Here is a 20,578-nt window from a genome sequence, read left to right as displayed (position 1 = left end):
CTTTTGAATTGGTTGGCTGATCGATACGTTGGGAGGCAGAAAGAGGTGGATGGAGAGGGTGTCTGGTACCTGTCTGATGGAGGGCTGGTTAGGGTGAAATGAGGAGCAAAGTCCGGACAATGTCCGGATAAGGTCCGGATAACCTCCGGAAAAGGTCCGGATAAGGGTGTGAGCCAAGTGGGGTCAGTGGGTTGCGGTTTAACTGCTTTTTCAGGTTTCTGGCCCTACCTGTAATATACGTCATCTGCGAAGGGTTTACAATTAAATTATTTGTCTATCTAATATATAATGTGTAATTTTTACACAATAACTATTAACCTTATTTCCTCACCTAACTGATTGCTGTATGAAAAATCTTGTCCGCAAGACGTTTTTCGGCGTCCTACTTTGTGTATTTTTTACATCTTCATTTACTACTCATGCTCAAAATCCCTGGAATGGGAAAGTGATCTTCCAGGGTTTCTGGTGGGATTACTGGAACAACAACTATCCTGACGGCTGGAGTAATTACCTGGCCGACCTCGCCCCTCGCCTGCGCGATATCGGGATCGATGGCGTGTGGATACCTCCTTCGATCAAGAATGCCGGCACGAATAGTAATGGCTACTCTCCTTTTGATCAATATGACCTGGGTGATAAATACCAGAAGGGGAACCTGAAAACAAGGCTGGGTAATAAGAATGAGTTGTTGCGCATGATCGCCGTGTTGCATGCCAACGGCATGGACGCTATTCAGGATGTTGTGTTTAACCATATGGACAATGCCGGCTCTTCTACCGGCGCAGGTGGTCAGGACCCATCTGCTACCGGTAATAGCGATGGCAACCTGTACAAGAATTTCCGCTATGCTTCGTATGCTACGCCTGCCACTACTGAATTGTCTGCAGACTACCTGGCCCGCTCAGGCCGCTGGCCCAAGAACTGGCAAAACTTTCACGCCAACAGTGATCATAATTGCAATAGCGGCGACTGGTGTGCTGCTTTCTTTGGTCCTGATATCTGTTATTATTCCGGCGCATATGGACAAAGTTCCAATGCTACATTTAATCCTACCCAAACTACCGATTACATGCGTAATGAAACGCGCAACTGGTTTGTGTGGATGAAGAAGCAAACGGGTGTTGATGGTTTCCGGTTCGATGCCGTGAAGCATTTTCCGCATTGGGCTATGCAGGATTTCCTCTATAATGTAAAATACAACGCAAGCTGGGCCAATGGCGGCGCCAATATGTTTGCCGTAGGTGAATACGTGGGTAGTGCTTCTGATCTCGATACCTGGATCAACAATGTGAAGACAAGCAATGGTGGTTCGGAGGATATGACCGGCACGTTTGATTTTAGTTTGCGCCAGGCTGTTAAGGATATGGTAAGTGCAGGTGGCAGTTATAACTTATCGAATATTCCCGGTGCACAGCAAACCAACCGCTTCCGTACGGTGCCTTTCGTGAACAATCATGATACTTTCCGTCCCATTAAAGATGCCAATGGCAATTATACCGGCTGGGATAGCGGCAATGAATTGGGTGGTGGCCATATCGATCCTTTCGATGCGCGGCTGGCGGCAGCTTATGCCATCACGTTTGCCGTAGATGGTTCTCCGCAAGTATTCTTTGAGGATCTGTTCAATGTAGGCAGCCTCAGTCAACGGTATGCACACTTACCTACCAGTACCGTCAATCTGCCTGTACGGGATGAGATTGCGAATATCATCTGGTGTCATCAAAAGCTCAATTTCAAGAAGGGTTCTTATAAAGTGCGCTGGCAGGCGTCTGATCTGCTGATCATCGAGCGTGGTTATAAAAGCGGCCCTGAAAATAGCTATGCTATCATCGGCGTAAATGATAACTGGAATACCTGGCAGAGTGCTACTGTGCAAACAGACTTTGGCGCCAATGTTCAACTGCATGATTATTCCGGCGCTAATGCCAGCGATATCTGGACAGATGGTACCGGCAAGGCTACTATTTATGTTCCACCTTGTGATGGTAGCAACACCCGCCGTGGTTATTGTATCTGGGGACCAGCGGGTGTGACTGGTGGTTTTAATCCTACTCAGCGTAGTACTACACAGGAATGGGAGATGGCTAATGATCTGGGTGATTCGCATGCCAGCTCTTTACAACAAGGTGGTGCTTTACCAGCCAGTTCTACAGCCTTACGCACAGCAGGAAAGATATTTAATGAAACCGGCAAGACGATCACTGTAAACCTTTATCCTGCCAACACTACTCCTAACCTCACGGTGAACTTGTACAACAGCAGTAATACCATTGTGCAAACGGTCAGTGGCACCGGTAATCTCACGCTTACTTATACGCCTGGCTCTACCGGCCTGTACACGGTGAAAGTGAAGAACACTTCTTCTTCCAACCCGGCACAAAAAGTTTTTGTGAAGGTGACTTATACGGCACCCAAAGTTGCCAACACTTCTACTTATCCTGCCAGGGCAGCGCAAACTCCGGGCAGGCTTGAAGTGAACCCGGACAAGCCTGCTATCAGTATAAAGAATTATCCTGATCCCTTTTCGACTTCCACGACGATCAGTTTCACGCTTCAGGAAAAGTCGATGACCCACCTTCAATTGTACAACCAGCAAGGGCAGTTGATAAAGCAGGTGCTGAACAGGCAACTTGCCAGTGGCCAACACCAGGTGGCTATTCAAACGCCCGATCTTGCGCCGGGGGTTTATATATTAAAGCTTACAACGGGTACCGGCGTGCAATTGCACAAGATGTTGCTTTCAAGGTAGTGGTTGCCAATTGCCCGGGCACTTCAATGTGTATAAAATACAAGGGATAATGAGTGGCGGGTGGTCATCATTCGCCACTCATTATTTGTTACAACCAAAATTTTGCGTTCTTTTGCTCCCACTAAAACGCAACTCTACTATGATCCGGGAAAGAATACTTGTTATTGGTGCTTCGGGGCAAATTGGTGTGGAATTAACGCTGGCTTTACGCAAGATGTATGGTAATGCCAATGTGATCGCTTCGGACCTGCGGGAAGAAAATGACCTGCTGAAAGGTACCGGCCCTTATGTTAGCATCGATGTAATGAACAAGGAGATGCTGCACGTGCAGGTGATCCGTCAGAATATTACGCAGATCTATTTGCTGGCCGCCATTCTTTCTGCTACCGGCGAAAAGAATCCAAACCTGGCCTGGAACCTCAACATGCAGGGTTTATTGAACGTGCTGGATATTGCACGGGAAGAAAAGATCTACAAGGTATACTGGCCGAGCAGCATCGCTGTATTTGGCCCTACCTCACCGCGGCAGAATTGTCCGCAGCAAACCATCATCGAGCCTGCTACGGTATATGGTATCAGTAAATATGCCGGTGAATTCTGGTGCAACTATTACCACCAGCGTTTTGGCGTAGACGTACGCAGCATCCGCTACCCGGGTCTCATCAGCTATAAATCTGCTCCCGGCGGTGGCACTACCGATTATGCCGTAGAGATTTTCCATGAGGCGTTGGAAGAGAAGAAATATACTTCTTTCCTGCAAGAGGATACTTACCTGCCGATGATGTATATGCCGGACGCTATCCGCGGCACCATTGAACTGATGGAAGCATCGGCGAGCAAGATATCGATCCGTCATTCCTACAATCTCTCGGCCATGAGCTTTTCGCCTAAAGAGATCGGCGCAGAGATCAAAAAGCATATTCCTGATTTCAAACTGGACTACCAGCCTGACTATCGCCAGTCGATTGCCGATAGCTGGCCTCAAAGCATAGATGATTCGGTAGCGAGTAAAGACTGGGGCTGGAAGCCGGAATATGATCTGGCGAAGATGACAAAGGATATGCTGGAGAACCTGAAGATCGAACAGGGCGGCGTAAGTAAAGCATAACTTAATAAGGGTTTCGCATACAATGAACAGGTTTAGCAGGTGATCATACTGCTAAACCTGTTTGCTTTTTATGGCTGTACTTCCCCTGATAATATCTACAATGCCTTCGTTTTCTATGATCATCATACCATGGCGGTCGGAGGTGACACCTTGCTGCAAAGTATAAGTGTAGCGCGGTACATTGCCCTCCATGATAGTAGGAAAGAATACAAGCTGCAGGTTATCGCAATCGGTTTTTAGTATGTCTGCTACTTCAATGATGTGGGTGGAGATGATGTAGCAGCAGTTCCGGTATTCTGCAAATGCTTTTGTGACCGCCAGGGTGGCATCGTACGCATCTTTTACATTGGTGCCTTTGAACAGTTCATCGAAGATGACTACGAGGTGCTTGCCGGCGCTCACTTCTTCGGCTACCGTTTTCACGCGTCTTACTTCTGCATAGAAATGGCTGTAGCCAAGTTGCAGGTTATCTGGCACATTGATAGAGGTATAGATGCCGTCACACACGGAAAACTTCATGGCTTCTGCCGCTACCGGGAAACCCATGTGGGCCAGGTATACAGCAATGGCAAATGATTTCATAAAGGTAGATTTACCGGCCATGTTGGCGCCCGTAAGGAACAGTACATTGCTGTTTTGCTGCAGGGTTACGGAATTGGCCACCGCTCTTTCAAGGCCGGGATGTCGACAGGCTTTCAGGCTGATGCAGGCCGCTTGCTGTGGCAAAGCCTGTGCATAGGAGAATGCTTTTGCGCGGGCCACATCGCTTACAGCGATGTACACGTCTATATGGTATACCAGTTGCAACACTGCGTTCATGTCTTCGCGCAGGTGCAATCGCAACAGGTTGTCGTACTGAATGAACTTTGCCAATGGTAACCGGCTGTTGTCTTTTTCTTTTTTAAGCCATTGCAGCCTTGCTGAAGAAAGGAGATCTTTTACAGGTTGCATTTCCTCCTGGAAAGGGTGTTGGGGATGCTTCTCATCCAGCATGGCGAGGAAGCTGATTATTTCATTCAATAGTTGAATGGTCGTATGGAACCCGGCTACCTGCAAAGGGAATTCTTTATCGAGCCCCATTGTATGTAATGTTTTCCGGCGCAGGGTATCGAATGTAGCGGTAATGCTGTTGCTGCTACCACCGGAAGCAAGGTAATTGCTCATGGTATCAACGGCTTCTCTTCCGAAAGGAAACTGAGCACCCAACTGGCCGAAGAAACTGATGACGCTGCTGCGACGGTTGATGGCTGCATGGTCCGTCATCGGATGGCGAAACATATAGTCCAGCAGCTTCTCCCCTCCTTCCGTACGCACCTTGTTGAACAAACTGTATACAGAATTGCTCTTGTACTTGCCCAGGAGGTTGAGGTCGTCCAGCGTTTGCTTGTCTGCAATAAAACTCATGATCCGGTAGGTTGCTTTTTTCCTTTTTGTAAAATATCGAGTATGCCTTCATTGTTGATGATCACCATGCCATGCCGGTCGGCCGTAACGCCTTGTTCGAGCCGGTGGGTGTATACCGGTTTATCGCCATCCATGCGGGTGGGCAGGTATACGTAGTTGATGTTGTTGCATTGGGATTTCAGGGTATCGCCTGCTTCGATGATATGGGTGGATACCACGAACATGCAGTTGGGATTGGCGGCAAAGGCTGCTGTAATGGCCACCGTTGCTTCAAAAGCATCTTTTACGTTGGTGCCCCGGAAGAGCTCATCGAAGATGATAAAGAGGTTGCGCGACCTACCCAATTGCTGGGCCATCTTTTTTACGCGCAATACTTCAGTGTAGAAATGGCTGTAGCCCATGTTCAGGTCATCGGGCAGGTTGATGGTCGTCAGCAAACCATCGCACACGGAAAATTCCATAGCGGCGGCAGGTACGGGAAAGCCTACGTGGGCCAGGAACAAAGCAATGCCCAACGATTTCATGAAGGTGGATTTACCCGCCATGTTGGCGCCCGTGAGGAATACGATGTTATTACCTGGCCCCATGCCTAGGTTGTTGGCTACCGGCTGCTTCAGTTTGGGATGGTAGATTCCTTCCAGCTTCATAACGTGTTCGTCACTTTCACGGGCCTGTGGAAACACAAATCCCCGCTGTGCTGCCACGGTGGCCACGGAGATGTACACATCAAGGTAGTAGACAGCTGTCAATATTTCTTTGATGCGCTCGCGGTGCACATAGCGCAGCAGCTTGTCGTACGTCACTGCTTTTTCATAATCCAGCTTTACCGGTATTTTTTCTTTGAGCAGCGGCTCCAGGCCAGCCACCGCCAGCAGGTTGCTGGCAGTGGCGGCCTCCGCCGCAAAAGGGGTAACGGATGCGGCCTTCCGGATATTATCCAGGAAAGCCTGCAATTGAATAAGGATGGTTGTTAAGGAAGTAATGCCCTTGATCAATTGCTGGTATTCGGTGTCTGCACCGATAAGATTGTTGAATTTTCTTCCGAGTGTATTCTCGCTGTTGGACAGGCGGCTTCGTTCATCGGTGTTGGACAGGTATTGTTCCACCGCATCGAACAGATCGCTTTTAAAAGGGAATGTACTGTTGGCATCCCTGAAGAAGCGAATGATACCGCTGCGCTTGTTGATGGCCTGGACATCGGAAAGGGGATAGCGAAACATCTGCTCCAGTATTTCTGCTCCGCCGCGCGTATGGGTACGGTTGAAGAGGGCGTAGACTGAATCATCGCTCCGTTTTCCGAAAACGTTCAGGTCATCGAGTGTTTGTTTATCAATTACTAAACTCATGCGTATAACTGATTATCTTCTTTTTCTACGTATCCAGATGAATAGTCCGCACAACATGAGGCCGATGGGATATACCCATTTGAGGGCAAACTTAGAAATGGCCCAGCTTTGTTTTCCAAGACGCAGGGACCGATCGGGTGCAGGGGGACGGCGCATGTCTACCGGCAATTCCTCATCGGTGAGCCAGAAGAAGGCGCCGCTGATGAAACTGAAGTTAGCAGGTGATACATCTTTACGATTCATCATCAATTCTCCATTGCTCAGGAAATCGGCATCGCCTGTTACGATGATCTTCTGGTCTTTGTCCTGCACTTTTCTCGACAGTGCCAATACTACCGGGTAAGGTTTTGCTTCTTCTCCAGCCTGCGGGTTCAGCTTCGCGGTATCGTCTATGAAGTTGGTCGTCTCCTGCTCGATCCACCCTCCTGTAGTATCGCTGGTGAACAGGGTGGTCACCTTGAATCCTTTATCGGTGGTATAATTCAGGGCTGCCGTCGTAGAAAGTGGCAATAGCTGATCGTTGCGCCTGATGCTTTTGAAATGGAAGGATAACTCTTCCGCCGCTTTCGTGGGTTGTACCAGCAGCAGATTGGATTGGAACTTCTTATTGGGCTTTACCAACATGCCGGGCATGAAGCTTACACCGAGACGTTCTACCACAGGGTTCATAAATTCCTGCCGTCCTGCTTCGCCCGCAATGATAAGATCGCCACCACGATCGATGTAGTTGTTAAGGTGTACCATTTCTTCCGGCGATATCGCTTTCCTTACTTCTGCTATCAGGAGTATGCGAATATGGGCGGGTATTTCTTTATCGAGTGTTACGTTCTCGAAATCGAAACCCTGATTGATAAGGGCATAGCGGAATGATTTTTCCTGGGCAAACATATTGTACCCGCGGTCTTCTTCCGCATCGCTTCTTCTTTCTCCATGTCCGGCCAGGAAACCAACCGTGGGCAGTTTGTTGATGGTAAGGCGCTTGAAGGCGGCCGTGATCTCGGTTTCAGAGGGAAGCCGCATCATATCATCGTACACCCGCAGGAATGACTGACGGCCGCTTTCTGTTTTGAGTGAACGCACAAAGTGGTACTTCTCGTCTTTCAGGTCTATCTCCTTGCTGATGGTCTTGTACGGAACGATCTCGAAACGCCAATCGAACATCTTCACCATCGTATCTATGAGTTGTTCACCGTTGAGCGTGGGGTACTGCTTTTCGAGGTCTTTGTTATCTGTTTTCTCGTAATAGTATTTATACTTCAGCCGGGTATCGGGCTTGAAACGGATGTACTGTTTGAACCTGTCTACATCATATTTGTAACCATCGGGCATGGCTACCCAATAGTTCTGATCGAGCATGTTGGTATAGCTGGTGATGGTCAAAGGTTCTTTCAACTCGCTCAGTACTTTCTGGCTGCCCTTGGTCAGGGTATTGTATTTGGTATAGGTGGCATCGTAGTACGACATGAGCTTGGGGAAGGCGCTGAAGTAACCCAGCAACATGGCTATCGAGAACACGATGGCATATCTGCCGAAAGAAACATACCAGGGCTTTTTTTGACGGGCACCCTGCATTTTGATGATGGTGAAACCAATGAACAGGCTGATCACGATCAGGAAATACAGCAAGTCTTCGCTGGTGATCATACCGGAGATGAACGTATCGCTACGTCCGGATATCGCCAGCCAGTAAGTAATGTCTCTTACAAACTCGATATCCTGCCCTACATTTTTTACATAGCTCAACACCGCAAAGATGCCTAATGTACCCATTGCCGATACTACTGTATAGGATGTAAGGGATGACATGAAAAGGCCAATGGCTGCATACGCGCAGGTAAGCAGGAACAGGCCCAACAATCCTGTTAGTATCACCGGTATATCGACCGAGACAATGGTACAGGCAGCGAATCCTCCGAATACCGCCAGGATACCCATGAGCACGAAGGCGTAGATAACCAGGGCCAGGTATTTACCTAATACGATCTGCCGGCTGGTAAGGGGTGATGAATATAATAGTTTGATGGAGCCACTGCTGAACTCGCGGCTCATAACGCCCATGGTAAGCAAGGGAATGTAGAGGAACAGGTATTGTTGTACAATGGTAAAAGTGCCCTGCACCCAGGCAAAGGTGTTGAGGGTGGCCATGTATAGCTTCCAACCTATCACCTGTCTTCTTACCATGCCATCGAGCACGCCGGTAAATACGAGGCCCGCCTGGAAGGTGAAGATGACAATGATGAGCCACGCTATCGGGGAAAAGAAAAGGGTCTTTAGTTCCGTCTTGGCTATTTTATAGATCGTTTTCATAATGATCAGGCAGGCTTGTTTTTGGATAGTTCGGCAAATACGTTTTCAAGTGATTTCTTTTCCAGTGCTATCTCTGTCAGTCTCCACCGGTTCTGCACGCTTGCTTCGACAATGCGCTCGGTGGTTTCCTGTGCATCGGTGTACTGAACACGGTACTTAATGCCACCCAGGTGTTCTGCTTTCAGAACACCCGGAATGGCCATCAAGTCTTCAATAGGGGGAGTTGCCACCATCGATACGGTGAGCGTGCTGGGCATAATATAGTTGTCGAATTCATGCATGGAGCCGGCAAAGGCTACTGTGCCTTCATTGATCATCCAGATATGATCGCAGAGTGCCTGTACTTCCTGCAGGATGTGGGTGGAAAGTACTACTGTCCTCTCTTCTGCAATTTCGCGGATGAGGTTGCGCACTTCCAATATCTGGTTGGGATCGAGACCATTGGTAGGTTCATCCATCACCACGAAGCCGGGCTTGTGAATGATAGACTGGGCAATTCCTACGCGCTGCTGGTATCCGCCGGAAAGGTTGCGGATAAGGCGTTTGGCAAAATGGCTGATGCCTACTTTGACCATTGCTTCTTCTACTGCGTCTTTTATTTTGGCATCTTCCATCAACCGCATGCTGGCGCTGTGGGCCAGGTATTCTTCCACGGTGAGGTCCATCAGCAAGGGTGGCTTTTGGGGCAGAAAACCAATGTGTTTTTTAGCTTCTACCGGTTGCCTGCTCATGCTGATGCCTCTTACATATACTTCTCCCTGTGTTTGCTTCAGCACACCGCACATGATATTCATGATGGTGGATTTGCCGGCGCCATTGGCGCCGAGCAAACCGTATATCCCATTTTTTGTGAGTTCGAAATTGATATTCTTTACAGCCCATTGCACGCTGTAGCGGTGCGACAGGTTTTCTACCTTGACGATTGAATCATTCATGATGGATAGTTATTGCGGGTATCTTTTGAAAACGTAATCGAAGTAGGAGCCCCACTTCCAGTTGAGGTCTACTATATTGCCAACATTGTTAACCTTGAACAGGATACCTACTGAACCTGGGTTGGGATTGCCCAATACGTCGTTCTTAAGGCTGCAAACGGCAAAGGTGCCATTGTCTAACGCTACACCCAGCTCGCCCGAGTTGGCATCGGTGGTGATCTTTATCACCTTGCCTGCGCCAAAGTCGTGGTACAGTGTTATTTTTTTCGTGTTGATATCGTAGTAATACAGCTTGCTACCTTCGCCAAAGAACAGGTAGGAAGAGTTGCGTATGCGGTAGTACACCGTATTGTCGGATACATAGGCGCTGCCTGCAAACACTTCCTGCTTCTGATCGTAGACTCCAATGGAAGTGAATTGCATGCTGAGGCTGTACGTCTGATACAGGTATTCTCCTGTAGTGTTGTTTTTGAGAATGTTCATGTATCCTGCACCATACGCATAATCGCTGCAATATTTCATGGTGTAGCCTGTGAGGTTGTTGAGATCAACCCATCCGGCCGGAGGTGTTGAGGTGTTGCTCAGGAACATTTTACCGCCATGCGAATCGCCGGAACCCGTATTTACATACAGTCCTACAAAACGCTTTTTCAGGTCATCATATACGTATACAATGGAATTGTTGTCGAACTCGGTTTCCACCATTTGGGTGATGTTTGCTCCACCTCCTTCAAAATACATGGCTACGTTGAGGAAAAGGCCATCATGGAGACCTCCCATCGTTTTGGCGTTCTTCTTGGTGTATATGTTACCATCGTCGCCCAGGATAAAGTTCATTGGGCCTCCATCTGCATATCCCACCGGTTTGGAACTGTTGGGAAATATCTGATTGGGGAACTCACTGCGTAAGGTTATCTTCTTCGACAGATCGTCGCCACTCAGGTATACAGAGGAATTGCCTTGTAATACCAACACCTCATCGAGCGAATAATCGGGCCATACTTTGGTAACGAGCTTTGCTGGCTGGTCTCCCAACTCCTGTCCCGGAAATCTTTGCTCGAATATGTCGGGGAAGTATTTGTACTCGTAATAGATAGCGTTATTGGCATCTCTTTTTGAATCTCTTCTGATATAGGTGAGGCCCGACTTGCCGCCTTTGTTGGTGAGCAAGAGCCAACCGGCTTTATACGCTGATATTACCTGTATCTGCATGGCATAACGTGTAACAATGCCTGTTGCTTTTTCTGTTACATACAGGTAGATCATGATGTAGCCGGGCTTATCGGGGGTATAGGCCAGGTTTCTTTTGTTGTATACCACCGAGTCTATCTGCCGCCACTCGTAGTCGTAAGCAAGGGTATCGCGCTCCGGGTATTTCCATTTGATGGTCGGGTTCACGCGAAAGGTATCGCCCATGATCACCGAAACGGAACCGGTGCTGGCAATAGAGAGTATCTGGTTATAATCTACCAGGTCGTAGTTGCCTTTATCTTTATAGCATGCCTGCACCAAAAAAAGTAAGGCGATGGCAGGCAGTACTGTTTTTATAAATCGTTTCATCCTTAATGTTTTTGTGGGTGATTGTACTTAACCGCCTATGTAGGCTACGGTCATTTCTTCGCCGTTATCCTCATATACTGTTCTGCCGGCATCTTTTTCCTTCAACAGGTAGTTTCTGAACACGACGGTATGGTACCGTATCTGATCCTCGTTGGCAGGGTCAAGATCGGACTGACCTGTAACCTCGATGAAGAGTTTGTATTTTTTATCTGAATAATCGCCCATGAACCTGCCTTCCACACTGCCGTTCCACCAGTCGGGCCGGGCTATGATGTTGGAGATGTACAGGATGGCGGCGGCATGATCGGTTTGTCCCACCTTGAAGTCATTGGACGCTTCCAGCCTCACCACCAGTTTTACCGGCTTGAGTGCGATCTCCGGTGTTTTCTTAACAGTGATCCAGGCTGTATCGATGACCTTGTTGGCCCGGAACGTAAATGATTCCGGCAGGATATAGTTGGCAGGGGCTGCAGTGGTCAACTCTTTTACTACTGCTATCTTGTAACTCCTGTCTCTATTCTGGGGGTCGCCTACCAACTCTACCACCATTGGCGTCAGGGCTTCGTCCTTATGGGTAAGCGACAGGAAAGAGAAGAGGGATGAGTCTTCATATCCTTTCGTAAACTGAATATAATTATCTCCTTCATAGAGCATGATCTCATCCTTTTTACAGGAGGCTGCTATCACGAGGAAGGAAAACAGTATATAGATAAAATGTATCTTTTTCATTTCCGTTTGTTTAAAATGATGATAAGGCGCTATAGCTGGTAGGCCACTTCGCTCTGCGGGAGGGGTGCAAACCAATCTTCCGGTTTCATGACACGATCGGTAGTACCATTGAAAATGTTCCTGTTGAGTCGCTTGAACATAAAGAAGGCTTGCCCTTCGGTAAGTGTTTCCCGGATTATGTCTTTTACGAGTATCTCCATCAGGTCACCGCCCGACGCGCTGTTGGATATTTTTGTTTTGGCTCCCCGGTTAGTGCGCAGGTCATTCATCATGTTTATCGCATCGGTTAGTTTATTCTGCTTTATCAGGCATTCGATCTGTATATGGTACATTTCGGAAAACCTGAGTACGGGCAGTAAAGGCCCCTGGTTCTGCAATACCTGGTCTGCTTCGTAGGAATTTCCTTTCGGCCTTGACCAGGTGAGGTAGCGCTGATCGTTATAGCGATTGTACCAGCCTACCAACCGGAAATCATCGAGGTCTGCTTTGAACAGCTCGTTCATGTAGTTGTTATTCATCCGGAAGTTGAGGCCGCCTTCGCCGCCGCCCGGAGCAAGACCTGTGATCCAGTTCTCGTAGTTCTTGTTGTTGGAGAAACAAAGGAGCAGTTCATCCGGACGCTTGGTATGTATGTAATCGACATCCGTGATCTGTCCCTGGTAGCTACTGCTGGTCCAGCGGAACCAGTTCTTTTTCTGGTAGTCGTATACAATCCTTGAGTTGATATTGGCGCTGTCATAATCGCCTTTGTACAGGTAAATACGCGCCAGCAGGGAAGTAGCAGCAAAGTAGTTCATGCGCTCACCACGGTAATTGAAGAAATCACCCTGTGGAATATCCACCCATGAACCTGCATTCCTGATACGGCCAGTGTTTGAACGCATTACATTTCTCAGCAGCACGGTATCGATATTGGCCAGCATGTTCTGTGCCTTGCGCATATCGGTGGTGATGCTGGCAAATATCTGCTGCATGTTCAACCGCACCGGCTGGTACTCGGGGTAGGTGGTCACATAGGGAATGGTAGCACCGGCATATCCTGTGACCGGGGCAGGGCTGAATATGCGCAGCAATTCGAAGTGTAGCATCGCCCTGATGCCGTACATCTCTCCGAGGATCATGTTCTTCTCACTGGCTTTTTGGGTAAAGAAGCTGGTGTCTTTCTTCTCTACTTCCTGGATGAGGTTGTTGCAATTGGCCAGCACATTGTAGGCTCTCTTCCATACCTGCTCGGTAAGTTGCTGGGTACCGGACGCACTCCACAGGTAACGTGAAGCATCCCTGATATCGTAGGGTAGAAAGTTGACCTCGTAGTTATTGCCCAGTCCGCTCACCAGACCCCAGGTAAGGTTTTTACCATAGAGCTCAGTGCCTGACATGAGTTTGTATATGCCATTAACGGCTATGCGTACTCCTTCTCCGTCCTCAAACATTTTTTCCTGCAATACCTGGTTGCTGGACGACGCGTCCAGGAACTTTTTACAGGAGCTGTTCAACAGCAGGGGAAGGCATATGATGATCCAAAAACGTATGGTTCTCATAATAAGTTAGTTTAGAAGGATGCGTTGATCATAAAGGTGAAAGTCCTGGCATAGGGATAATCCAATCCCATTTCCCGCTTGACGGTGGAGAACAGCGCGACATCGTTCATCATCAAAGAAGTGCGCAGGAATTTAAGCCTGAACCTTTTCAGGAATGCAGGATCAAATTCATATCCCAACGAAAGTGAGTTGAAGGAGATGTAATTGTTTTTCTGGATAAACCTTGAAGTAGGACGGGTGATGAGGTACCTGTCCTGGAGCCCTTTCAGCGGCGTTTTATCTCCAGGTTTCTGCCAGCGGTCACTAATCACACGTTTGTCGGCATTGTAATATTGGAGGTTTACGTTCTCCACATTGCTGACCATCGTGTTGTTGTATTGTTCGCCACCTGCTTCGTACAGGAAGGTGGTATAGAGTGTAAAGCGCTTGTACCTGGCATTGATGCCAAAGGCGCCTTGTGCCCAGGGTTCCGTATTACCAATAGGTTGCTGCTCGGTAGGGTCCCAGTCGTAGGTGATGGTGCCATCTCTTTTTTCAAATACTTCTTTTCCGTTAGCCGGGTTGATGCCCAGCGACTTCATGCCATAGATCGTCGTCAGTGAGCTGCCTTCTTCATATTTCATGATGGGTTTGGCAAACTTGGCGTTGAGGTCGTTGAAGATGAGCCCAAAAACAGGATCACTGGTACCGAGGTATCCTTTATAGTATTCATCGATGCGGCTGTTGTACCGCTTCATCGACTGTGCTATTTCTACAATGCTGTTTTTGTTATGAGCCATGTTTGCATTGAGCGTCAGGCTAAAGTCGGGCGTATTGATGGCCGTACCTGTCAGCTTTATTTCAAAACCTTTGTTGAGCACTTTGCCGATATTATCGCGATAAATGGTAAAGCCAGCAGAAGATGGCAGGGACACATCGGTGATCAGGTCATAGGTGCTCTTATTGTAATAGTTGAACTCAAACGTGATCCGCTTCAACAGGGAGATCATGGTACCAATATTCCAGGACACCTGCTTTTCCCAGGTCAGGTTCTTATTGCCCATGTAAACGAGGCTGGCGCCGATACCGGTAGGATACCAGTCGTCGAGCATCACCTCATAGGTATTGCGGGCCATGAATGGGGAGAAATTGGATTTACCGGTCTGCCCGATGTTGGCTGTGATCCGGAACATGTCCACATTGTTGTTGGTCTTGAAGAAGTGTGTCTTGTGGAGGTTGATACCAGTACCTACTGACCAGAAGGGCGCCCATTTTTTATCGGTACCGAACTCAGAAGAACCATCCATCCGGAAAGAGCCGTCAAAAAGATAGATATCCTTGTAGCTGTAGTTTACCGTGGCAAAGCTGCCAAAGAGCGCTCTTTTGTTATCGCTCAATGTTGGCTTGCGTACGATCTCATAAGCATAGGACGGGGAATGAAAAGATGCACTCGGGAAGCCACGATAGGCAGATGTAATGTATTCTTCCTTAGTAGCATTAGCATTGATACCCAGAGAAACGTTGATGTTGTTGTCATCTATGTTACGGTTGTACGAAGCGAAGAGGTTCGTATTCCAGTCGAGTCTTTTGGTATTCGATTGGGAGAGATCGCCCTTGCTAAACAGGTTGCCCCGTGAATAGATAGCCGAAGTGGGGGAAGTAAACACATCTGTGTTGGCATCTTTGTAATCGATGGCCAACTGTCCGCGTATGAACAGAAATTTGGTCAGGTACCAGTTGGCGGTAAAGTTGTCGGTAAATTCTTTGTAACGGGTCTGATTGAAGTTACCTACGGTAGATTCATATAAAGGGTTCAGGTCTGAACGTCCAAAGTAGTTGGGAAACGTTTTCACGTATTCTCCGGTAGTTTCATCGCGCAAACGGTAATAGGGTTGCAGGCGTGAATAGTCGCTGAATTTTCCATAGGGTGATTCATCGGCTTTCACTTCATCATAGTATACCTGGTTACGGAATTGCAGGTTCCTCGTTTGGTATTGGAGGGTGAGGCCCGCAGAGATTCGGTCGCGGAACGATTCTTTCATGACGCCGTTCTGCTTATCGTATTTCAATTCAAGTCCTACGCGCATTGCCTGTGAACCGCCTTCGACGTATACGTTGTGCCGGCTGTTGAACATGGTGCTCAGGGGTTGAGAAAGCCAGTATGTGTTTACGCCTTTGCGGATCTCATTCTTCTTCTGTTCCTGGTACCACAGGTTTTCCACCAAGGTAGTTTTGTAATAAGGATCGGTCTGGGGTATCGTAGGCAGGTAAATGCCGGCTGCATTTTCTACATCGAGCTTTTCCTGCGCGTTCATCATGTTGTAGCTGGAAAGATCGGGGGCGGTGATGGAGTAGTTGCCATTGTAGGTAACACGAAACTCGCCGGGTTTGGGGGCAATGGTTTCAATGATCACCACACCGTTGGAGGCTCTGGAACCATACATGGCTGTAGCCGCCGCATCTTTGAGGATCGTTACGTTGTTGATGCGGTTGATATCCATATCATACATTTTCTCGACAGTGATCTCAAACCCGTCCATAATGAATATGGGTGTATTGGGGTTGTTCTTCAGGGAGAACTGTGATACATCGGAACCAGACTCGAGACGATCAAGTTCTTTTACACCGGGAAAGCCAGACTGGCCACGGATATAGAACTCGGGCATCACGTTGGGATTGGAACCCATATTGATGTTCTGCATAATGCGGAAGGAGGGATCGAAGGTCTGTAAAGCCGCCACCAGGTTGTTGGGTGATACGCGCTGGATATCTGCTTTGGTGACCTGTGTGTAGGTACCGGTAAAGCTCTCTTTGCGTATGTTACCGTAACCCGTCACCACGATATCGCTGAGGGTGGCATCTCTTAGTTTCAGCACGACTTTGCCATTTGCCGGTAATTCACTTACTCTGATCTCTCTGGTGGTCATGCTTACATGCGAGAAGATGAGTATTTGATTGGCTTCGGCATTGAGGGTGTACTTACCTTTTGCATCGGTATAAACGCCGATGCTGGTACCTTTAACGCGTACGCTTACGCCTTCGAGAACAGAGTCCCGCTCAGCTACTACATAGCCTGTAATAAGCTGTCGCACCATTTCCTCTTCTGTAGGATCATCGGTCGTTTTGTTGCCAGGCATGATCACTGCGCCTGCGGAGGGTTCTTTTGGAGAAAGAATAATGGTTCGCTCCAATATTCTGTAGCTGATGGGCTGGCGCTTCAGCACACTATCCAGGAAAGTGGTAAGGGCCATGTTGGATACGGAGATAGAAACATGGTTGGCTTTTTTCAGCAGGCTGGCATTTCCAAAAACGGCATAGCCGGTTTGTTTTTTGATCATGCTGAATACCTTGCTGAGTGAAAGGTCTTTGCCGGAAATGGATACTGTTTGAGCGGCTGTCCAGGCTGATGCATGAAGACAGCATACCAGCATAATAAAAGCAGTTACTTTCATCACCTTCATTAGTTTTGATCCACCGGAGGAATGAACCCAACTGAAAACAAGTCTCATTCCAGGATGGGTTTTGGTTGATAGCCGGCGCCTATTAGAGCTACAAGGGGGAGGGGCATAGCGCACCTGGCTACGAAAAGCAGTTTTTTGCATACTTTCGCATTAGTTTGGTTAAAGAAAAAATTCCCTTACATGAGTTTTTGAATGAGCCAACGACGCTTCGTTGACGCGAAGCACAAACCGTTACGCCTCGACCGCGTGACGGTTTTTCTTTGCTCATCCGTTTATGAGGACATAGCTAATAAGGCTTGTATTTCATTATGGCAGCACTACGAGCTTACGGCCTGCTTCAATCCTGAAGTGAACTCCCACATCTTTAAGGGCCACGATGAGGTCTGACAGGTTCATATTCCTGTTGATCTCACCGAAGAACTCAATATCCGGAACACCTTTTTCGTATACGACAGTTATATCGTACCAGCGTTCCAGCATGTTCATTACTTCTGTAATGGGCAAACCGTCGAAATTGAAGAAACCGTTTTTCCAGGCCATCACTTTATCGATATCTGCGGATTCTATGCGTATCCCGGAAGAGGCGCCGGAAACGGGAAACCGGCCTTGCTCTCCGGGTCTTAGAATAGCTGAGGAATGAGGGCCGCTAACTGGTCCGAACCTCACACTACCTTCCAATAAAGTTGTTTGTATACTGGTTCCGTTGCTATAAGCATTGATGTTGAAATGTGTGCCTAATACTTCCACTGTAGCCTGGTTGTTGATGTTGACCCTGAATGGTCGTGTTTTGTTTTTAGCTACTTCAAAGTAGGCCTCACCGGTTATTTCCACGCTGCGTTCATCTTCCCTGAAGGCTGTGGGGTATTTGATAGAGCTGGCAGCATTGAGCCACACTTTTGTTCCATCGGGTAACACGAGTTGAAACTGGCGGCCTCTGGGTGTGGCCATCGTATTATAGGTGATGCCTCCATCGGTGATGCCGGTAGGGTCGTAGGTAATCCGGCCATCATTCAATATTATGCGCGCACCATTCTGCGAAGCCACCGTGCCATTACCCAGACTGTCCAGCACCACCCTGGTACCATCTGCCAATGTAAGGATAGCGCCCTCTGTACCGGGCTTGATATCAACAGGCTGCTGAGCCACAGCAGCGCTATCCGGCCGGTTATTAAGGAACAGGTAGGCGCCTGCGGCCAGGATAAAAATGACCGATGCAGCCACCCACCACCACCTGCGCACCGCGGGTATACTGCGCACGGGTGCTGGCTCTACTGCAGGTACTTCTTTTCTGGCTCTTTCCATCACGCGCCTGAACTGTAGTTCAGCATCCATGCCTCCGGAGAGGTCTGTATAGGTTGCTGCCTCTGCATAGGCAGCAATAGCCTCTTTAACAGCTGCCTGGTTGGTAGGCTCCCGCACAAGCACGAGGAAGGCGTCAAGCTCTTCCTGCGTCAGCTCCTCGCGGATGTATTTCTGTAAGAGGTCATTGAATGAAGGCATGTAATGCTATTTTATAAATAAGATAAGGTTAATGTGTATCCTGAAAGTGTCTGTACCTATAAAGACACAAATACGATTCGACAGGACCCTGGTGTTTTAAAAAAAAATTTTTCAAGACACCATCAGCATCCATAGGAACACCGGGATGGAACCTGAATGCTTGTCGAGATAACCGCGCAGGGAAAGGATGGCGCTGACCATATAGTTTTTCACTGTTCGCTGTGAAAGGCCGGTGACCTGTGCTATTTCTGCATGAGTCAATCCCTGAAAGCGGCTAAGGCGGAATACTTTCTGTTGTTGTGGAGTAAGCTGGTTGATGCCTGCTTCTATGAGATGGCTGGCTTCTTTCAATTCCAGCCTGGCCACCGGATCGGCAAAGGAATCGGCAAAATATTCATGGAGGTATTCATCTATCTCACCGGTAAATACACGGGTCCTCAGCTTATTAAAGATTAGATTTTTGGTAGAAGTAAAGAGGTAGGCATGAAATTCCTTTACATCGGTCAGCAGCGCTCTTTTGATCCAGATCTGCACAAATACTTCCTGTGCGGCATCTTCTGCAATTTCAGGGGCTTTGGCAAAGAGGAGGGCTACGGAATATACGCGGGGCCAGTAATGCCGGAAGATTACTTTATAGGCAGCCTCATCACCCTGAGCCACCTGCATGATCAGTTCTTTTTCGTTATGTAAGGAATCCCCCGACAACCGTGGTACGTTTTCGAATGTTGACTTGCAAACTATACTAAAAAAGTGAGAACTGGTGGTACGATTATACTTAAGGATAACAAGCGCATAAAAAAAGGCATCTTATGATGCCTTCTCTATAATATTGTTATGTTCTTATGTGACGCAGGTTACAACGGCCTGATCCAGATGTTGCGGAAGCTCACGGGATTGCCATGGTCTTGCAGAACGATGGGTTCTTTATCGCCATGTTTTTCATAGTTGGCGATACCGATGTATTGGGTGCTGCCCCAGATGCTCATGTTGTTTTGTACCAACACTCCATTGTGGATCACAGTGATCCGGGCTTGTGTTTTCACGGTGCCGTCGGCATAAAATACAGGGGCTGTGAAAATAACATCGTATGTCTGCCATTCGCCGGGTCCACGGCTGGCATTTACCAATGGAGGCAGTTCTTTGTAGATAGAACCGGCCTGTCCGTTGGAATAGGTTTTATTGTTGTAGGAATCCAATACCTGTAATTCGTATTTGCCCATCAGGAAGATACCGCTGTTGCCTCTTCCCTGTCCATCGCCTTTTACTTCGGCAGGTGTTCTCCATTCAATGTGCAACTGGCAATCGCCAAATCCTTCTTTGGTTTTGATGGTACCCGTACCGGCTACCACCGTCATGGCGCCATTTTCTACTTTCCATTTGATAGCGCCTCCATCTCTGCCTACCCAGGCGCTGGCATCGGTGCCATTGAACAGCACTACTGCATCGGCAGGTGCATCAGCCGCGGTTTTACCGGGCGCCACCACCCTGATAGCAGGATCGTAATACTCTGATAATTTCGGATCTCCACCGTTTCTATTCGGTTGTTGAGCTTGTGCGAATGCAGCCATAGAAACCAGGCAAGCAGTCAACAGTAATCGTTGGGTCATGGTACAAATATTTAAAATAGGGGATCAAGATAGGGAAATGTCATGAAACCCGTTGTTAAAAACAGGATAGGTTTGTCAGCGTTGAACGGTAAATCCTATGAAGGCGCGGGGCTCGATGGTCTCTACCTGCACGCTGGTGACTGCCGCGCGGGGAGGTCCCTGATGGCACCAGGCAATGAGCTGGTTCAGCTGGCCGGATGGGCCAGAAGCCTGTATGAACACGCTTCCGTCGGATTGATTTTTAACGATGCCGGTAAGCCCCAACTCTACTGCTTTGTCTTTGGTACTTTGGCGATAGAACACGCCTTGTACTTTACCTGTGACGATGATCGATACTGTCTGAAACATGCAA

The 20,578-nt window shown here is 48.1% G+C and carries 14 protein-coding genes; 2 read left to right on the top strand and 12 right to left on the bottom strand.

From position 1 onward, the window contains the following. Positions 1–346: 346 nt before the first annotated feature. Together AC5JBY_RS01080 and AC5JBY_RS01075 are read left to right on the top strand one after the other, a co-directional pair. Positions 347–2,749: an alpha-amylase domain-containing protein gene (locus AC5JBY_RS01080; protein WP_495902685.1), complete on the top strand. Its 2,403-nt coding sequence runs from the start codon at positions 347–349 to the stop codon at positions 2,747–2,749. 112 nt (positions 2,750–2,861) lie between these two features. After that, on the top strand, positions 2,862–3,857 hold the full coding sequence (locus AC5JBY_RS01075; RefSeq protein ID WP_495902684.1) for an NAD-dependent epimerase/dehydratase family protein: 996 nt from the start codon (positions 2,862–2,864) through the stop codon (positions 3,855–3,857). 51 nt (positions 3,858–3,908) lie between these two features. Here AC5JBY_RS01075 and AC5JBY_RS01070 read toward each other — a convergent pair whose 3' ends face one another. From AC5JBY_RS01070 to AC5JBY_RS01015, 12 genes are all read right to left on the bottom strand, one after another. Then, complete coding sequence (locus tag AC5JBY_RS01070; protein ID WP_495902683.1) at positions 3,909–5,261, bottom strand: MutS-related protein; 1,353 nt, start codon at positions 5,259–5,261, stop codon at positions 3,909–3,911. Further along, positions 5,258–6,607 (bottom strand): MutS-related protein, encoded by a 1,350-nt coding sequence (locus AC5JBY_RS01065; RefSeq protein ID WP_495902682.1) that lies wholly within the window; start codon positions 6,605–6,607, stop codon positions 5,258–5,260. Before AC5JBY_RS01065 ends, AC5JBY_RS01070 begins: the two co-directional genes overlap by 4 nt. A 12-nt stretch (positions 6,608–6,619) precedes the next feature. Continuing rightward, a complete protein-coding gene (locus tag AC5JBY_RS01060; RefSeq protein ID WP_495902681.1) occupies positions 6,620–8,914 on the bottom strand; it encodes a Gldg family protein in 2,295 nt (764 codons plus the stop codon). A gap of 5 nt (positions 8,915–8,919) precedes the next feature. Next, entirely contained in the window at positions 8,920–9,849 is a 930-nt protein-coding gene (locus AC5JBY_RS01055) for an ABC transporter ATP-binding protein (RefSeq protein ID WP_495902680.1), read from the bottom strand. Between the two features lie 9 nt (positions 9,850–9,858). Further along, entirely contained in the window at positions 9,859–11,409 is a 1,551-nt protein-coding gene (locus AC5JBY_RS01050; RefSeq protein WP_495902679.1) for a PKD-like family lipoprotein, read from the bottom strand. A 27-nt stretch (positions 11,410–11,436) separates the two neighbouring features. Then, complete coding sequence (locus AC5JBY_RS01045; protein ID WP_495902678.1) at positions 11,437–12,138, bottom strand: DUF4843 domain-containing protein; 702 nt, start codon at positions 12,136–12,138, stop codon at positions 11,437–11,439. A 29-nt stretch (positions 12,139–12,167) separates the two neighbouring features. Next, the gene (locus AC5JBY_RS01040; RefSeq protein WP_495902677.1) at positions 12,168–13,679 is read right to left on the bottom strand and encodes a RagB/SusD family nutrient uptake outer membrane protein; all 1,512 of its coding nucleotides are present in this window, start codon (positions 13,677–13,679) and stop codon (positions 12,168–12,170) included. Between the two features lie 11 nt (positions 13,680–13,690). After that, on the bottom strand, positions 13,691–17,167 hold the full coding sequence (locus tag AC5JBY_RS01035) for a SusC/RagA family TonB-linked outer membrane protein (protein ID WP_495902676.1): 3,477 nt from the start codon (positions 17,165–17,167) through the stop codon (positions 13,691–13,693). A gap of 258 nt (positions 17,168–17,425) precedes the next feature. Further along, positions 17,426–18,619 carry a FecR family protein gene (locus AC5JBY_RS01030; RefSeq protein ID WP_495902675.1) on the bottom strand — a complete coding sequence of 398 codons (1,194 nt, stop codon included), beginning with the start codon at positions 18,617–18,619 and terminating at the stop codon, positions 17,426–17,428. Between the two features lie 111 nt (positions 18,620–18,730). Further along, complete coding sequence (locus tag AC5JBY_RS01025) at positions 18,731–19,285, bottom strand: RNA polymerase sigma factor (protein ID WP_495902674.1); 555 nt, start codon at positions 19,283–19,285, stop codon at positions 18,731–18,733. Between the two features lie 188 nt (positions 19,286–19,473). Further along, complete coding sequence (locus AC5JBY_RS01020; protein ID WP_495902673.1) at positions 19,474–20,226, bottom strand: 3-keto-disaccharide hydrolase; 753 nt, start codon at positions 20,224–20,226, stop codon at positions 19,474–19,476. Between the two features lie 75 nt (positions 20,227–20,301). Beyond that, positions 20,302–20,574 (bottom strand): acylphosphatase, encoded by a 273-nt coding sequence (locus AC5JBY_RS01015; RefSeq protein ID WP_495902672.1) that lies wholly within the window; start codon positions 20,572–20,574, stop codon positions 20,302–20,304. Positions 20,575–20,578 lie beyond the last annotated feature (4 nt).

Source organism: Paraflavitalea sp. (genome assembly GCF_059502485.1).
The sequence above is the reverse complement of the archived record's forward strand: the minus strand, read 5'-3'. Positions and strand labels throughout refer to the sequence as shown.

Excerpts from the sequence above, each read along its gene's own strand:
- AC5JBY_RS01080 (WP_495902685.1), top strand. The coding sequence starts at position 347 with ATGAAAAATCTTGTCCGCAAGACGTTTTTCGGCGTCCTACTTTGTGTA.
- AC5JBY_RS01070 (WP_495902683.1), bottom strand. The coding sequence starts at position 5,261 with ATGAGTTTTATTGCAGACAAGCAAACGCTGGACGACCTCAACCTCCTG.
- AC5JBY_RS01065 (WP_495902682.1), bottom strand. The coding sequence starts at position 6,607 with ATGAGTTTAGTAATTGATAAACAAACACTCGATGACCTGAACGTTTTC.
- AC5JBY_RS01060 (WP_495902681.1), bottom strand. The coding sequence starts at position 8,914 with ATGAAAACGATCTATAAAATAGCCAAGACGGAACTAAAGACCCTTTTC.
- AC5JBY_RS01055 (WP_495902680.1), bottom strand. The coding sequence starts at position 9,849 with ATGAATGATTCAATCGTCAAGGTAGAAAACCTGTCGCACCGCTACAGC.
- AC5JBY_RS01050 (WP_495902679.1), bottom strand. The coding sequence starts at position 11,409 with ATGAAACGATTTATAAAAACAGTACTGCCTGCCATCGCCTTACTTTTT.
- AC5JBY_RS01045 (WP_495902678.1), bottom strand. The coding sequence starts at position 12,138 with ATGAAAAAGATACATTTTATCTATATACTGTTTTCCTTCCTCGTGATA.
- AC5JBY_RS01040 (WP_495902677.1), bottom strand. The coding sequence starts at position 13,679 with ATGAGAACCATACGTTTTTGGATCATCATATGCCTTCCCCTGCTGTTG.
- AC5JBY_RS01035 (WP_495902676.1), bottom strand. The coding sequence starts at position 17,167 with ATGAGACTTGTTTTCAGTTGGGTTCATTCCTCCGGTGGATCAAAACTA.
- AC5JBY_RS01030 (WP_495902675.1), bottom strand. The coding sequence starts at position 18,619 with ATGCCTTCATTCAATGACCTCTTACAGAAATACATCCGCGAGGAGCTG.
- AC5JBY_RS01025 (WP_495902674.1), bottom strand. The coding sequence starts at position 19,285 with ATGCAGGTGGCTCAGGGTGATGAGGCTGCCTATAAAGTAATCTTCCGG.
- AC5JBY_RS01020 (WP_495902673.1), bottom strand. The coding sequence starts at position 20,226 with ATGACCCAACGATTACTGTTGACTGCTTGCCTGGTTTCTATGGCTGCA.
- AC5JBY_RS01015 (WP_495902672.1), bottom strand. The coding sequence starts at position 20,574 with ATGTTTCAGACAGTATCGATCATCGTCACAGGTAAAGTACAAGGCGTG.